The organism is Pseudoalteromonas sp. A25, assembly GCF_009176705.1.
Taxonomy (GTDB): Bacteria; Pseudomonadota; Gammaproteobacteria; order Enterobacterales; family Alteromonadaceae; genus Pseudoalteromonas.
Genome location: NZ_AP021846.1, coordinates 1,625,347 through 1,640,688, shown reverse-complemented (window position 1 = coordinate 1,640,688; position 15,342 = coordinate 1,625,347). Strand labels below are relative to the sequence as shown.

The following is a 15,342-nucleotide window of genomic DNA, read 5'->3' as shown; positions in this document are numbered from 1 at the left end:
TCCCTTCCAACAGGTTGTTGTTACTAATGCTAGACAATTCGCCTTTGGTTAGCAAAACAATTTAATATATATGGTAATATTTATCACATTAAATAGATTTAGAACAAACAATGAAAAGAAGTTGCTGCCCAAATTGCTGTTACCCTAAAGCCACCTGTGTTTGTAAATACGTAAGCCCGCCAATATCTACACACACAAAGGTGGTAGTTTTACAGCACCCCAGTGAAGCGTCAATCGCTAAAAACACGGTAAGACTTTTAGCACTTCAATTAACTAATATTGAAATATTCAATGGTGAGAGCAGTCGTGACTTCGAAAAAGCAAAGCAACTGATCACAAGCCGACAAAGTGCCCTGTTGTACCCCAATGAAAAAGCCATATCAATTGAGCAACTAACGCAACAGCAACAGCCAATTGATACCCTTATAATTATTGACGGCACATGGAAAAAAGCGCATAAAATTTTGGCGCTTAATCCTTGGTTAACTGAGCTCCCGTCAGTAACATTTGCTGAGCTCCCTTCTAACCAATATCGGATCCGCAAAGCTGAACAACAAAATAGCCTATCGTCACTTGAAGCTGCCACTCAGTTTTTACATGAGTACGAAAATATTGATCCTCAGCCTCTATTCACGCTATTAAATGGGATGATAACTGAACAAACTAAGTACATGCCGCAACACATTAAAGCGAGATATGATTGATGGCTCGTATCGCTCGCCTGACATCTAACTTTACAAGAGTGGGCCCTGAATATCGCTTCGGAGATCAAACCGACTTTCATGAAATAAAGCAAACTTTCGGTTTTAAAACTATCACAATTGGCAGTTGGGTAAGCGCGTCAGAGCAGCGTATTGGCGCAAACCTGATCTACGATGCACTGGCTGATCTAGCGCAGATATTACAAGTTCCGCCACTTGTAATTGGCTTAAAAAACACATTGAACTTTGCCTTTGGAACCGGAGGCCAACTAGGCGTTCAAGCTCATTATAATGCGTCGACTCGAACATTAGCACTAGCAAAAAATGCAGGCGCTGGCGCACTTGCACATGAATGGTGGCATGCATTTGACCATTACATTTGCAAACGAGTTTTTGCAAACACCTACGCCCACGGATTCGCCTCGAGTGTATGGCTTAAGCAACCAATTTATAACCCTCACCCACTTAACCTGCAACTTGATAAATTCTTTAAAACAATATTTTTAACAGATAAAGGAGCGCAACCCAGTGAATTTTTTGAAAGTGCCAAAAATTTAGATAAACGATATGGCATTTTGTACTTCAGTCGTCCCGAAGAGTTGAGCGCTCGCGCTTTTGAAACATGCATTGCAAATAATAGCGTTATTCGCAACGACTACTTAGTAAGTGGAGTCAAAAACAGTGAACTCGCACATCAGGGTGGGTTTCCTAGTGCAATAAACACCGCTATTCTATCCGATATAATTTTCGAATATTTCAGCGTATTAGGTACTGCTTTACATCATCGCTCTGGTTAACCTCATACAACCAGCGTAAGTACTCATCAAATGGCAGTGGCTTAGATATAAAGTAACCTTGTCCATAATCACATCCATAATGTTCAAGCCGAGTATAACTTTCAATACTTTCGACGCCCTCTGCTACCACTTTTAAGCCTAAGCTATGTGCCATATCAGACATTGCTTTAGCAATAGTTTGATTACTCTTAGAAGTTTCGATATCCATAATGAACTGTTTATCGATTTTGAGTTCATCAAAACCTAAACGACTTAGGTAGGCCAAGGACGAATAACCGGTACCGAAATCGTCTATTGCCAACTTAACCCCTACTCTACGGTAATCATCTAACACGCTCTTTAACATGTTTTCATTTGCAATAGTGACAGACTCTGTTAGTTCAATGATGATCTGTGAAGGGTTTAAATTAAGTTCATTAACTAAGGTGATAAGGTGAACAAGTAACTCTTTTTTTGTCAGATCTTTGCCAGACATGTTTAGGGATAAAATATGGCCTGGATACTGTTCGATAATGTGTTGTTGATACTTTAGGCCTTTTTCAATAACTAACTCTGTTAACGAATGTATCAATCCAGAAGACTCTGCAATTGGAATAAATTCGTCTGGTGGAATTTGTCCTAACTGAGGATGAAACCACCGCAATAAACACTCGGCGCCATACACTTTGCCCGTTGTAAGGTTAGCCTGAGGCTGTAAATATAAGCTAAAGCAGTCACTATCAATGGCCTCTTTAATAGCCGATGAAATTCTCATGCGACGTTCAGATATCACAGAGTTAGCAAGGTCAAAAATTTGCCAGTGGTCACTTTGTTCAGATTTGGTAGAAAGTGCCAACATGGCACTTTGTATTAAACCTTCTGCGGTTTTAGCATGCAGCGGTGAATGCGCAACCCCCACTTCAATTTCATCAACGAGCCGTGTTGCTTTATATTCAACTCCCTCTTCAAATACTGCAGATAAAATACAGACATACTGCTCTATCTGACTTAAAGATAGTTTTCCCATGAGCGTAATACCAAAAGTGGCATCATCTAAGCGAAAAATATCTGTTTTATTTTCCGCCGTGCTGTCAAGCGCAGCCAAACCATACCTATCTAATTGCATACAAAGCTGTGTGATCAACTCATTTAATTGCTTATTTGATTGCTCAATACCAATATTGAGACGTATAGAGCGAAGTACTAACGGTTTGAATAGCAGTAGAGTGTGGTGCTTATTGGCATTAGCCAAACGCGTTAAATGCTGGTTTAACGCAACTCGATTGGGTAAACCTGAATCAGGATCATGCAAGCTGTAAAAAATCATCTGGTCTTTTAGCTTTTTATCGTTAATAAAAATTTTGGCTATAAGTAATAATATGTGAGTCGCTATCGCCAACCTGCTTAATACAAGCATTTGCTCAATAGACACCATCGCGACTTGCATTGCAACCCAAGCGAGTCCAAGTAGCAACATAGGTGCCCAAGTCACACCAGCAAGCCACAATCCGCTACCAGACTCTCGCCAAACATAATAATAGGCAGTTACCAACAAAGCCGCCGTTAACAGACAACTAAGCACTTGAAATTGATTTGATAAAGACGTTTGTATAGCAAAAGACATAGCAGCAATAACAACGAACCCAGCCGCTACCGCCCAAATAGCATAAGATAAGCTTCTATTGTCTTTAATAGATGAAAAGTAAGATTGATGATAAAGCAAACACATTGCACACGCTAAAATAAGCCAACTACCATTTAAAGCAGCGACTGTCTCACCTATTTCAATGGGTAAGTAAAAAACGATACTGCCATTGTTAATACTGCATTGAATAGCTAAAAAGGTAATGTAACTTGCCAGCAAGGCCAAATGCATACGCTTAACCAGCACCGAGATCACAAAAAATGCTAACGCGATAAAAAACAGTAAGCCAAGCTCAATGCCATACCAAAACAACTTCGATTGGCTCAACGCTCTAAACGCTTGTTCAGTAACAATATGATATTCAAACTTTACTGCGTAAGGCGCTCTAAGATGGATGTAGAGTTGAGTATCAGGCTCAGTTGGATAAAATTTTATATGAGGCAATATGTTTTGTAATCGACTGTTATAAGCATTATCGCTCGTGATCATAACCCTATTAACGAGATTTCCTTGGTTAACATGATAAAACTCTACACTACTGTTAATTGGCTTTTCTAAATACACAACTTGTGGCGACGTCAATTTGGTCAACTGGGAAGTGTCTATTTTTAGCCAAGTAGAGACCAGTTTTGGCGAGACTATTGCCTGAGTGTTCAGTGCGGTAAATTCATTGCGAGCTTTAATGATGTCATCAATTGTTTGTTGATTGTTCACATCATGATATATAAATGCAGGTGACGCGAATGAAAAGCAGCTTATTAGTACACTGATACTAAGCAGTACGCTTCGAATGGTTTTGCAAATACCCATCTTAACTCCTTTAAAATTCATCACGCGTTAAGCACGACTCATATTAAGTATGGAAGCTTTCTGAGTTATTGCGAGTGGAATAGAGCTAAACTAGCAGTGTAACGGCTTACACTAAATTACACTGCCCGGTTAGTATGTGACTAATCGTTGTTACTATCAGCACTTATGCGACTTGCTAATGCACTGTTTTGACCTTTATATTTTGCGTCCTTACGGATATTATATGGATTCTCAGCTGCACTTGTCATCGTTTCAAAGCTCAACGCCCCAATTTTCATTTTTGGCCTAAGTGCCAAAGGCAACTTACCCGAGTTATAAAACTCAAGTACGATATTACCTGACCAACCAGGGTCAATACGATGTGCGGTCACATGCACCATTAAGCCTAAACGAGCCAACGAAGAACGCCCATCAAGCCACCCGACCAAATCAGCAGGCAAAGTGACAGATTCATAAGTTATAGCAAGTGCTAACTGCCCGGGGTGAAGAAAAAATGCTTGCCCATCGTCAAGTACAATTTCGTCGCTCATGATTGACTCCATCGCCGCGTTGATTTGATCTTTTGGGCCACTCAAATCAACGTAAGGTGCAGCATGGTCCTGAAAAACGCGAAATTTATTTCCAAGTCGTAAATCAACCGTGATCCCAGAAATCATGTCGTCACTAGGTTTAGGCTCTATCTGGATCTTTTTTTCTTCAATTGCTTGTTTTATATGTTTATCTGACAATCTCATTAATCAGTCATCCGTTATTACAATATCGACGCTAGGTGACGACAATGCTTGGTAGTACAGCATGCTACTCAAAGTTTGAGCACATGCTACGTAATGTTCAAAAACACCGGTATCTTGGGCGAGCACACTTTGTCTCAGTTCCGATGCTTCTCTAATTTCAACATTTAATGGGATCTCAGCAAGTAACGGGACACCATGTCGAAGCGCCAACTGCTGACCTCCTTGCTTACCAAAAACATGGTTTTTCTCACCACAATGCGTACAAATAAAGTGACTCATGTTTTCGACTAAACCTAAAATAGGCAAGTTAACTTTATTAAACATTGCAATACCTTTTTGCGCATCTAGCAGTGCTAGGTCTTGAGGTGTCGTTACAATCAAAGCACCACTAGCTGGCACTTTTTGTGTCATCGTAAGTTGAATGTCACCCGTTCCTGGAGGCATATCCACAATTAAATAATCAAGCTCTCCCCATTGAGTTTCACTTAATAACTGATTGAGCGCTTGCGAAGCCATCGGTCCACGCCATACGGTCGCATCCTCTGGGGAAACTAAAAAACCAATTGATTGTACCTTAATTTCATCTTTGATGATTGGGTTAAGCGTTTTATTATCTTGTGTTGTCGGCTTTTCATTCAACACTGCAAACAAAGACGGGATAGAAGGCCCGTAAATATCAGCATCCAATACACCAACCTGTGCACCTTGCGTTTGTAACGCACGCGCAATATGCACCGCAGTGGTCGATTTTCCAACCCCACCCTTGCCCGACGCAACGAGCACGATATGTTTGATTTTTTTATATTGATATTGCGAAGGCAACTCACAACATATTGTTACATCAATGCGTTTATCCAGCTTCTTAGTTAGCACGTCACTTAAAAATGATGCCATTCCATTGGCTGCAAATGGCACTTTCAATGCTATTTTTATAGCCGTTTTTTGGATATCTAGATTATCAATCCAATCTGCTTCAATTCCCAAAGGAAATATGCTGTTTTTAAACGCGGCCAATTCACTAACGATTTGCTGCTCTAATGGATTGTCTTTTTTAAAAAGTTTATTGAGACCAAACATAGAAATAAAACATACTCTAGTGATGAAAAAGGCCTCGGAATTATGTAACATTCAACCCATTAAAACCAGTCTATTGATGCTTTACGTCCAGAGTAAATGGAAAGTGTAAGCTTAAACTAAGCGCTTTGGTTGATTATTAATCACAGCCACGCGACATTATTGGAAAAGTTATGACGAAGAGAAAAATTCTCATCACAAGTGCATTGCCATATGCAAATGGGCCAACTCACCTTGGCCACATGTTAGAATATATACAAACTGACATCTGGTCTCGCTTTCAAAAATTGCGTGGTCACGAGACATATTATGTATGTGCCGATGATGCTCATGGCACACCTATTATGCTGAATGCCCAAAAACAAGGGATCACACCTGAAGAAATGGTTAAAAATGTAAGCATAGAGCGTCAACGCGACTTTGCTGACTTTAACATTGAGTTTGACAATTACCACAGCACTCACAGTGAAGAAAATCGTGAATTAAGCGCGCTTATTTATAAACGGTTAGATGCTAAAGGACACATAAAGAAACGTACCATTTCACAACTGTTCGACCCTGAAAAGAACATATTCTTACCAGACCGTTTTGTCACTGGTACCTGCCCTACTTGTGACGCCCAAGACCAAAATGGCGATAGCTGTGATGCATGTGGAGCAACATACAGCCCAACAGAGCTAAAAGACCCACGCTCTGTAATGTCTGGTGCAACCCCGATTTTAAAAGACTCTGAACACTTTTTCTTTGATTTACCAGCATTTGAAAGCATGCTGAAAGAGTGGTTACATTCAGGCTCTTTACAAGCCGAAATGGCAAATAAGCTTGAAGAGTGGTTTGCTGACGGTCTTCAGCAGTGGGATATAAGCCGTGACGCGCCTTACTTTGGGTTTGAGATACCAGACGCACCAGGCAAGTATTTTTATGTTTGGCTTGATGCACCAATTGGTTACATGGCAAGTTTTAAGAATCTATGTGATAAACAAGGTCTAGACTTTGATGACTTTTGGGGTGAAAACTCTGAAGCTGAGCTATACCACTTTATCGGTAAAGACATTATCTATTTCCATAGCTTATTCTGGCCAGCAATGCTTGATGGCGCGCAATTCCGTAAGCCTACAAACGTTTATGCACATGGTTTTGTGACCGTCAATGGCGCAAAAATGTCAAAATCAAAAGGCACGTTCATTAAAGCGCGAACCTATTTAGAGCACTTAGATCCTGAGTTCTTACGCTACTATTTTGCAGCTAAACTTAATAGTGGGATCACCGACCTTGATTTGAACCTAGAAGACTTTGCACAACGTGTAAATTCTGATCTTGTTGGTAAAGTCGTCAATATTGCATCACGCTGTGCAGGATTTATTAGTAAAAAGTTTGACGGAACAATGAGCGAAAACGTGCTTGAGCCGCAGCTAATGGAGCAATTTAAAAATGCTTCTGATACGATTGCTCAATACTATGAGCAGCGTGAGTATAGCCGTGCAATTCGTGAGATCATGGCTCTTGCCGACAAAGCTAACCAGTTCATCGACGCACAAGCTCCATGGGTACTTATCAAAGATGAGCAAACGCAACAACAAGCTCATGATGTATGCTCTGCAGGTCTGAATATGTTTAAGATATTAATGACCTACTTAAAGCCGGTCTTGCCTGGTATGGCTGCAAATGTAGAGCAATTCTTGAACACTGAGCTTACTTGGGAAAGTGCTCAAGAATTACTGACAGGTCATTCAATCAACAAATTCAAAGCGCTTATGCAGCGCGTTGATATGGATAAAGTAAACCAAATGCTAGAAGAGTCAAAAGAGAGCCTTGAGGCAAGTAATAAGCCAAAACTTGACCCAAATAGCCCGCTTGCAAAAGAGCCTATTGGTGAAGAAATTGAGTTTAATGATTTTGCTAAAGTAGACCTGCGAGTCGCTAGAATAGCCAAAGCTGAGCATGTTGAGGGTGCTGAAAAGTTACTCAAACTCACCTTAGACTTAGGCGGCGAAACACGCCAAGTATTTGCTGGTATTAAATCAGCCTACGCACCTGAAGATATCGAAGGTAAGTTAACAGTGATGGTTGCCAACTTAAAACCTCGTAAAATGCGTTTTGGTATGTCTGAAGGCATGGTGCTAGCTGCAGGCCCCGGTGGTAAAGAAATTTACATTCTAAACCCTGACGATGGCTCAGAGCCTGGTATGCGCGTTATGTAACGCCAAATTACTCCAACTTTTTTACAAGGCCCACTTTAGGGCCTTTTTCATATCTGCCTGCTTCAATTTGTCTAAAATATTACAAAACTCTCAATATGTAATGGTTTGTTACAACTTAGGAACCTAAATAAACAACTAGACATATCTTATCGTTTATTATGCATGTTATCGGTATCAAATTTACACTGATACCTACAACATCAACAGTTGGAAGGAAGATAACGTGGCTAGTAAAAAACAAATATTCTTACCCCTTGCGGTATTATTAGGAGGCATTGGCGCTGCAGTTGCCTTTTCGGCAATGAAACAACCTCCTGAGAAAAAATCTGAACAAGTAATTCACCCGCTTGTTGAAGCAAAACCGATTATGGTTGCCCCCATGCAGTTAAACGTTGACTCATATGGTCTGGTAAAACCTAAATACAGTACTGAACTCGTGGCTCAAGTAAGTGGCCAAGTGATTGCTGTATCAAATTCTTTTGTAAGAGGTGGATTTGTAAAAAAAGGCGATATCCTTGCCCGTATCGATCCGAACGACTATGAAGCTGCATTGATTGAAGCTGAGGCAAACCTTGCTCGCGCAAGCTCAGCACTTGAAATAGAGCAAGCCCAAGCTCATGTAGCAAAAACAGAATGGCAAAGAATTAAAGACAATGCCAATGAAACTATTCCCTCAGAGCTATATCTTCGCAAACCACAGCTAGCAGAAAAGCTAGCTAGCTTTCGAGCAGCACAAGCAAGTGTGAAACGTGCTAAACGTAATCTAGAGCGCACATACATCAAAGCGCCATACGATGCGATCATCGAGAGCAGAAACTTAAGTTTAGGCAGCGTTGTGAATGCCGGTAGCCAGTTTGGCGTGTTAAACGCCACTTCGGTCGCCGAAATTCGCCTGCCCGTTGCTGATAACGAGCTACAGTACCTGGTTAACGGTGGCATTAATGCTGATGTGACGTTAACCGCACAAGTTGAAGGTAAACCAGTAAAGTGGCATGGTAAAATTGTCCGCAGCGAAGGCGTAATTGACCAGCGCAGTCGCATGACTTACCTAGTTGCTCAAGTAGACCAACCTTACTCAGATCAGCGCACAGCACTGCGCTTTGGTGCTTATCTAAATGCAAAAATCAATGGTAAAACCATCAACAATGCAGCAGCAATTCCTCAACATTTGGTAAAAGACAACCGCATTGCTGTGCTCAAAGATGACCAAACACTAAGCTTTAAGTCGCTTAGTGTCATTCGCGAATATGATGGCCATACGATTGTTGATGCGGGCGTAAGCAATGGTGAACAACTTATTACCTCTGCGCTTGAATATCCCACAGAAGGCATGCAGCTTAGACTAAATGATGCAACGACCCCTGTAGCGGATACTCAGCTTGCGTTAAAAGAGGAGTAAGATATGAGTATGCCAACTGAAAAAGGCTTAATAGCTTGGTTTGCACGCAACCCTGTTGCTGCAAACCTTCTGATGATATTTATTTTAATTGGTGGCTTGCTTACTGCGTTTTCAATTCGCAAACAAATGTTCCCACAATTTGAAAGCCATTGGCTTAGTGTACAAGCTATCTACCCAGGTGCTGCACCACAAGAGGTTGAAGAAGGGATCACCATTAAAGTTGAAGAGGCAATGGAAGGACTCGAAGGGATCAAGCGTATGATCACCTATTCCAACCGTGGCTTTTCGCAAACTTGGATTGAAGTTGAAGATCATTACGAACCACTTACTGTCCTTGACGAAGTAAAAATGCAGGTTGACTCTATACCGAGCTTCCCTGTTGGTATGGAACGCCCAATTGTAAGCTACGATAAATTCAAACAAGAAGTCATGTGGCTATCTTTGTATGGCGACCTTAACAATGGCCAGCTTAAAGAGTTAGGAAATACTATTCACGACGAAATGCTCGCGTTACCCGGCATTAACTTAGTGGAGTTTCATAGTGGCTTGAATTATGAAATTGGTATTGAGATAAGCCCGGATAAACTAAGGGAATACGGCCTAAGCTTTAGGGACATTTCTCAAGCAGTTAAAGCTTTTTCAGCCAATATGTCTGCAGGCCAAATACGCTCTGAAAATGGCTATATTTCAATGCGCGTTGAAAACCAAGCATATCGTGGTAATGAATTTGAGAATTTACCTTTACTAACGCTTGAAGACGGTGCACAAATTCGCTTAGGTGACGTTGCAACCGTGCACGATGGCTTTGAAGAAGGCCTTCAATACTCTAAATACAACGGTAAGAACTCACTCACTTTTGAAGTTCAAGCTTCTAAAGATCAGGATATCACTAAAGTTGCTGCAACCATCAAAAACTACCTTGCTGAGCGCTCTAAAACGCTGCCTGCAGGTGTTGAAATAGAGCCCCTGATTGATTTAACTTACTACCTCAATGGCCGCCTAAATATGATGATCGAGAATATGATCCTCGGCGGTATCTTAGTAATGTTGATGCTTGCACTATTCTTGCGCGTTCGATTGGCATTTTGGGTAATGATGGGCCTACCTGTTTCATTCCTGGGTGCGTTTTTACTGATGCCCATGGGCACTTTAGATATCACTATCAACTTAGCTTCGCTGTTTGCATTTATTTTAGTATTGGGCATAGTCGTTGACGACGCTATTGTTGTTGGTGAATCTGTTCACTCTGAAATAGAAAAGCATGGCCATACCCTAGACAATGTTGTTCGTGGCGTGAAACGTGTCGCGATCCCCGCTACATTCGGTGTATTAACAACGGTCGCAGCATTTTTGCCACAAACTTTTGCAACTGGCCCTGCGGCTGCTTTTTCTAAAGCGATTGGTGGTGTGATCATACTTTGCTTACTGTTCTCTTTGGTTGAGTCTAAATTGATCTTACCTGCGCATTTAGCCGCGATGAAAAACAAGCCTAGCAACCCTAAGAACCCATTCCATCGTTTACGCGCAGCGTTAGATGGTGGATTAAAACACTTCATCGACAACCTTTATCGTCCGTTCATTGAGCGTTGTATCCATTACCGTTATACCGTGATCGTTGGCTTTTTAAGCATCATTATTGTCACGGGCGGCCTGTTTGCTGGTGGACTGGTTAAGTTTGTAGCCAACCCTAAAATTCCGCATGATTTTCCACAAATTAATATCGAAATGAACTTGTCTTCTTCTGAGTCAGCCACATTGCAAACGGCTCAAAAAGTTGAAGATTTGATCTTAGCTGTAGATAAGCAAATTGAAGCTGAGTATGGAACAGGCATGGTTAAAGATTTGTCAGTCAGCCTACGTGGCCGCACTAGAGCAAACATCATGGCTATATTAGTGGAACCAGACTTACGCCCAATTGATACTTTTGCACTCAGTGCATTGTGGCGTGAACAAATGCCACCATTGCCAGGCGTGAAAACACTTAATATTGAAGACAGCATTATGAACGGCGGCCGTGACGATGGTGATATTAATTTCCGCTTAGAGGGCAAGAACAAAGATCAACTCAAAGAAGTCGCTAACCTACTAAAAGCCAAGTTAAACGGCATTGCAGGTGTCGGTGATGTCAACGACTCTATGCAAAGTGCAACAGATGAAGTACAGCTTGAACTTAAGCCGCTGGCTTACAGTATGGGCCTCACTTTATCAGACGTTGCTTCTCAGGTTAACTTTAGCTATTACGGCTTAGAAGCACAGCGTATTTTAAGAGATGGCGAAGAAATTAAAGTAATGATCCGCTACCCTAAAGACGCTCGTAACTCTATCAGCGATATTCAAGATGTACGTATTATTAGCCCATCAGGCGCCGAAGTGCCTCTCATTGAAGTCGCTGATGTTAAGTTAGTTGATGGTGTAAATCGCATCAGACGTGAAAACGCCAAGCGCACAGTCAATGTTTGGGCATCAGTTGATACCAATCAAGCAGAACCATTCAAAATCGCTGAAGAAATTCGCGATGACTACCTGCCAGCCTTACTTAAGAACTACCCTGGAGTAACCAGTAATGTAGCAGGTCGTATTCAAGAAGAAATGGACAGTGTGGCAGAGCAAGTAAGAGACTTTGCATTATCACTAATGATTATCTTTGCATTACTTGCTATCCCGCTTCGTTCTTACTCACAACCTATATTGATCATGTCGGTGATCCCTTTTGGTGTTGTAGGTGCAGTAATAGGTCATATTGTAATGGGTATGACCATGAGTAGCCTGTCATTCTTTGGCATCATTGCGGTAGCTGGTGTGGTTGTAAATGACTCATTAGTCATGGTTGATTTTGTAAACAAAGCACGCAAAGAAGGCGCATCTATCAAGCAAGCGGTAGTGGAAGCCGGATGCTTGCGCTTTAGAGCAATCTTGCTTACTTCGTTAACAACCTTCATGGGCCTAGTGCCAATTATTATGGAAACAAGCTTACAAGCCCAAATTGTTATCCCGATGGCTGTATCTCTGGCGTTTGGTGTGCTATTTGCAACTGTGATCACTTTAATACTCATTCCGTGTCAATACGTGATGTTGGAAGATATTAAAGCGCTGTTCAAAAAGCGCGTAAAAAAAGCCGACATGAATAACGCAGTCACCGAACAAGTTTAAACATTGTATTTACCCAACCAAAAAGCTCGTAGAAATACGAGCTTTTTTTATTTCAATATCATCAACACCTTTACATATCAGTAATTTGAATACACACTAAGATTATCTAGAACTAATTTAATTTATTATGAAACTGATAAAAACTATTCTAGTGGCTGTTAGCGTATTCTTAGTTGCATGTGGAGGCGACGATACTCCCCGTGGTGATGAAGGTAACCCATCCTACGCAGCAACAGTTTACTTTGATGCGCTATACAATAAAGATAACATCAATATTGCACTTGAGCACGCAACACCTAGACTAGCCAGGATTATGCGCTCTTATGGGACGGCTTCACAATTTACGAGAAACCTTGTTAACATGCAGTTTGATGAGGTAACCATTGAAGTTGATATGACCAATGCGAGCTTACGCGAGCAATACGGAGACAAGGCAAAAGTTAATTTAGTCTTTACAGGCTATCTCAACGGTGACAAAGTTGACGATATGCGTAGCGTGCAAATGCTTAGAAAAAAAGGCAAATGGTACGTTGATAAGATTAACCCCGACCCATTTGCCCGATAGCATCACTCAAAAACGTCCACTGCAATCGCTCTCAAGCGCTTTTCTTGCGCGCTGATGAGCGATTGTGCTTCCTCTTTTGACAATACTTGATCTTTTTTTGCCATCTCAACTAAATCAGCGAACGACTTATCAAAGTCATAAACTTTGTAACTTTTTTGCCACTGTTTAAACTTATTGCGAGCCGGCAGTGTCGCTTTGTAATCAAAATATGCCTCTTCTAACTCTTTTATAGCACTGCCTTGTTCAACAGCACATAAATGGCTGACTCTTTCACGGGCACTTTTATCGGCAAATGTGCTTTTACATAAACGGCTAATCACTTGGTCTGATGGTCCTTTCATGCCATGCCCAAATATATGACATGCTCGCTTCATTAGTTGCGCTACAACCCTATTAGCGAAATTATCAATAAATCCATCTAACGCCAAAAAGCCGGCTTTTAAATGATGTGAAATAGCATAGTTAACAGCCTTGAGATCGCCTTGCTGACGACCATCATGCTCGTATTTTTTTAGAACACATGATGCTAAATATAGGTGACTCAGCACATCACCTAAGCGAGCAGATAGCATTTCTCTGCGCTTAAGCTCTCCTCCTAGTTTCAGCATTGCTATATCTGAACAGACGCTCAAACATACACTGAGCCAATTTAGCTTTTTATAAAATAGTTGCGTAGGACCCGCACTTGACACTGATAACCCATGCCCTCTAGTTAAACCAAGCCAAATCATTTTAAGTGTGTTGATACCCGAGTGTTGGATATGTGCCATTAGCAGCTTGTCAAACTCTCTGACATGTTCAACACCATCACTTTGTTGAATAAGCTTGATCTCTTGAAAAATATACGGGTGACATCGTGTTGCTCCCTGCCCAAAAATCATCAAGTTACGAGTTAGAATGTTAGCGCCCTCAACTGTAATAGAAATTGGTATCCCCGTGTAACTATTCGCTAAATAATTGTTAGGCCCTTTTTGTATTCCTTTGCCACCGTGAATATCCAACGCATCATTCATTACAATACGAGACATCTCCGTAAGGTGGTATTTAGCGATAGCAGTGATCACCGCTGGGCTTTTGTTCATATCAATCGCTTGGGCTGTTGCTTGCCGACAAGCCTCAATGCTGTAGGTTAGTCCGATAATACGAGCTAGGCTCTCCTGTACACCTTCAAAATCAGCAATAGATTGGCCAAACTGCTCTCTTATCGCGCTATAAGCGGTCGTAGTTCTCGTGCACAAGTGTGCGGTTCCAGCGCTTAGCGCAGGTAATGAAATACCGCGTCCAGCACTTAAACAAGAGACTAACATTTTCCAGCCTTTACCAAGCCCCGCTTTGCCCCCGATAACCCATTCAAGTGGAATAAAGACCTTATGACCTTCAGTGGTTCCATTCATAAACCCTTGATCAAGCGGGTTATGACGTGGACCGACTTTAACTCCCTTATGCTCAGTTGGGATCAGTGCACATGTGATCCCCAACTCATGTTTATCACCCAGCAGTCCGTGGGGATCATAAGCCTTAAAAGCCAATCCAAGTAATGTTGCAACAGGTGCCAAGGTGATATAGCGTTTTGACCAGGTTAGCTCCAAACCTACGACGTTTTCACCTTTGATGGTTTTTTGACAAACAACACCAAAATCATCAATCGCGCCAGCGTCGGAACCAGCCTCTAAGGCCGTTAACGCAAAACAGGGTAATGCCTCACCAGTAGCCAGTTTAGGTAACCATTGCTGCTGTTGTTCTGAGGTACCAAAATGCATTAACAATTCTGCAGGGCCCAAACTATTAGGCACCATCACGGTTACCGCTGTTGAGAGGCTTTTGCTGGCTATTTTAGCCACAATGGTTGAGTTCGCTTGGGCACTAAACGCTTTTCCACCAAATTTTTTTGGAATGATAAATGCAAAAAAACCATTTTGTTTTAGAAATGCCCAAACCTCCTCTGGCAAATCTTTATCATGTCTAATTTGTTGTTCATCCAGCATAGACAATAGAGTTTCCAACTCATTATCAATGAAAAACTGTTCTTCACTACTAAGCTTTGGAGCGTCTATCTGATGCCAATCATGCCAATTAGGACGCCCAGAAAAAAGTTGCGAGTCCCACCAAGTATCCCCGGCTTCCATTGCTTCTTGCTCAGTTTGTGTGAGCTTTGGTAGCGCACGTTTGAAATAACGCATAGCTGGCAGTGTAATTAACTTATACCGCAGCGTTTGCACAAAAAACACAATACATATTAAAACGATAACTAAAACGATAATGCCCATATAGACCTCCTGTTCGTCTC

10 protein-coding genes are annotated in these 15,342 nt (G+C 41.5%); 6 read left to right on the top strand and 4 right to left on the bottom strand.

Annotated elements, in window-relative coordinates; genetic code table 11:
• The first annotated feature begins 110 nt into the window (after window positions 1-110).
• Both GDK41_RS06990 and GDK41_RS06985 read left to right on the top strand, forming a co-directional pair.
• Entirely contained in the window at window positions 111-704 is a 594-nt protein-coding gene (locus GDK41_RS06990) for a tRNA-uridine aminocarboxypropyltransferase (protein ID WP_152085725.1), read from the top strand.
• The gene (locus GDK41_RS06985; protein ID WP_152085724.1) at window positions 704-1,498 is read left to right on the top strand and encodes a CLCA_X family protein; all 795 of its coding nucleotides are present in this window, start codon (window positions 704-706) and stop codon (window positions 1,496-1,498) included. Before GDK41_RS06990 ends, GDK41_RS06985 begins: the two co-directional genes overlap by 1 nt.
• Here GDK41_RS06985 and GDK41_RS06980 read toward each other — a convergent pair.
• From GDK41_RS06980 to GDK41_RS06970, 3 genes are all read right to left on the bottom strand, one after another.
• Complete coding sequence (locus tag GDK41_RS06980) at window positions 1,458-3,932, bottom strand: EAL domain-containing protein (protein ID WP_172971568.1); 2,475 nt, start codon at window positions 3,930-3,932, stop codon at window positions 1,458-1,460. The genes GDK41_RS06985 and GDK41_RS06980 overlap by 41 nt on opposite strands.
• 140 nt (window positions 3,933-4,072) lie before the next feature.
• Window positions 4,073-4,666: a dCTP deaminase gene (gene dcd, locus GDK41_RS06975; protein ID WP_152085722.1), complete on the bottom strand. Its 594-nt coding sequence runs from the start codon at window positions 4,664-4,666 to the stop codon at window positions 4,073-4,075.
• 3 nt (window positions 4,667-4,669) lie between these two features.
• Window positions 4,670-5,743, bottom strand: coding sequence for an Mrp/NBP35 family ATP-binding protein (locus GDK41_RS06970; protein WP_152087539.1), 1,074 nt, complete (start codon window positions 5,741-5,743; stop codon window positions 4,670-4,672).
• 170 nt (window positions 5,744-5,913) lie between these two features.
• Here GDK41_RS06970 and metG point away from each other — a divergent pair, with 170 nt between their 5' ends.
• From metG to GDK41_RS06950, 4 genes are all read left to right on the top strand, one after another.
• A complete protein-coding gene (gene metG, locus GDK41_RS06965; RefSeq protein WP_152085721.1) occupies window positions 5,914-7,941 on the top strand; it encodes a methionine--tRNA ligase in 2,028 nt (675 codons plus the stop codon).
• Window positions 7,942-8,164: 223 nt separating this feature from the next.
• A complete protein-coding gene (locus GDK41_RS06960; RefSeq protein WP_152085720.1) occupies window positions 8,165-9,340 on the top strand; it encodes an efflux RND transporter periplasmic adaptor subunit in 1,176 nt (391 codons plus the stop codon).
• A 3-nt stretch (window positions 9,341-9,343) separates the two neighbouring features.
• Window positions 9,344-12,490 carry an efflux RND transporter permease subunit gene (locus tag GDK41_RS06955; RefSeq protein ID WP_442960198.1) on the top strand — a complete coding sequence of 1,049 codons (3,147 nt, stop codon included), beginning with the start codon at window positions 9,344-9,346 and terminating at the stop codon, window positions 12,488-12,490.
• 127 nt (window positions 12,491-12,617) lie between these two features.
• A complete protein-coding gene (locus GDK41_RS06950) occupies window positions 12,618-13,055 on the top strand; it encodes a hypothetical protein (RefSeq protein WP_152085719.1) in 438 nt (145 codons plus the stop codon).
• 2 nt (window positions 13,056-13,057) lie between these two features.
• Here the strand turns inward: GDK41_RS06950 and GDK41_RS06945 are convergent, their stop codons facing one another.
• Window positions 13,058-15,322, bottom strand: coding sequence for an acyl-CoA dehydrogenase (locus GDK41_RS06945; RefSeq protein WP_152085718.1), 2,265 nt, complete (start codon window positions 15,320-15,322; stop codon window positions 13,058-13,060).
• Window positions 15,323-15,342 lie beyond the last annotated feature (20 nt).

Bases quoted from the DNA above. Each gene is read 5' to 3' on its own strand.
- dcd (WP_152085722.1), bottom strand. From the start codon at position 4,666: ATGAGATTGTCAGATAAACATATAAAACAAGCAATTGAAGAAAAAAAG.
- GDK41_RS06985 (WP_152085724.1), top strand. From the start codon at position 704: ATGGCTCGTATCGCTCGCCTGACATCTAACTTTACAAGAGTGGGCCCT.
- GDK41_RS06955 (WP_442960198.1), top strand. From the start codon at position 9,344: ATGAGTATGCCAACTGAAAAAGGCTTAATAGCTTGGTTTGCACGCAAC.
- GDK41_RS06990 (WP_152085725.1), top strand. From the start codon at position 111: ATGAAAAGAAGTTGCTGCCCAAATTGCTGTTACCCTAAAGCCACCTGT.
- GDK41_RS06945 (WP_152085718.1), bottom strand. From the start codon at position 15,322: ATGGGCATTATCGTTTTAGTTATCGTTTTAATATGTATTGTGTTTTTT.
- GDK41_RS06980 (WP_172971568.1), bottom strand. From the start codon at position 3,932: ATGGGTATTTGCAAAACCATTCGAAGCGTACTGCTTAGTATCAGTGTA.
- GDK41_RS06950 (WP_152085719.1), top strand. From the start codon at position 12,618: ATGAAACTGATAAAAACTATTCTAGTGGCTGTTAGCGTATTCTTAGTT.
- metG (WP_152085721.1), top strand. From the start codon at position 5,914: ATGACGAAGAGAAAAATTCTCATCACAAGTGCATTGCCATATGCAAAT.
- GDK41_RS06970 (WP_152087539.1), bottom strand. From the start codon at position 5,743: ATGTTTGGTCTCAATAAACTTTTTAAAAAAGACAATCCATTAGAGCAG.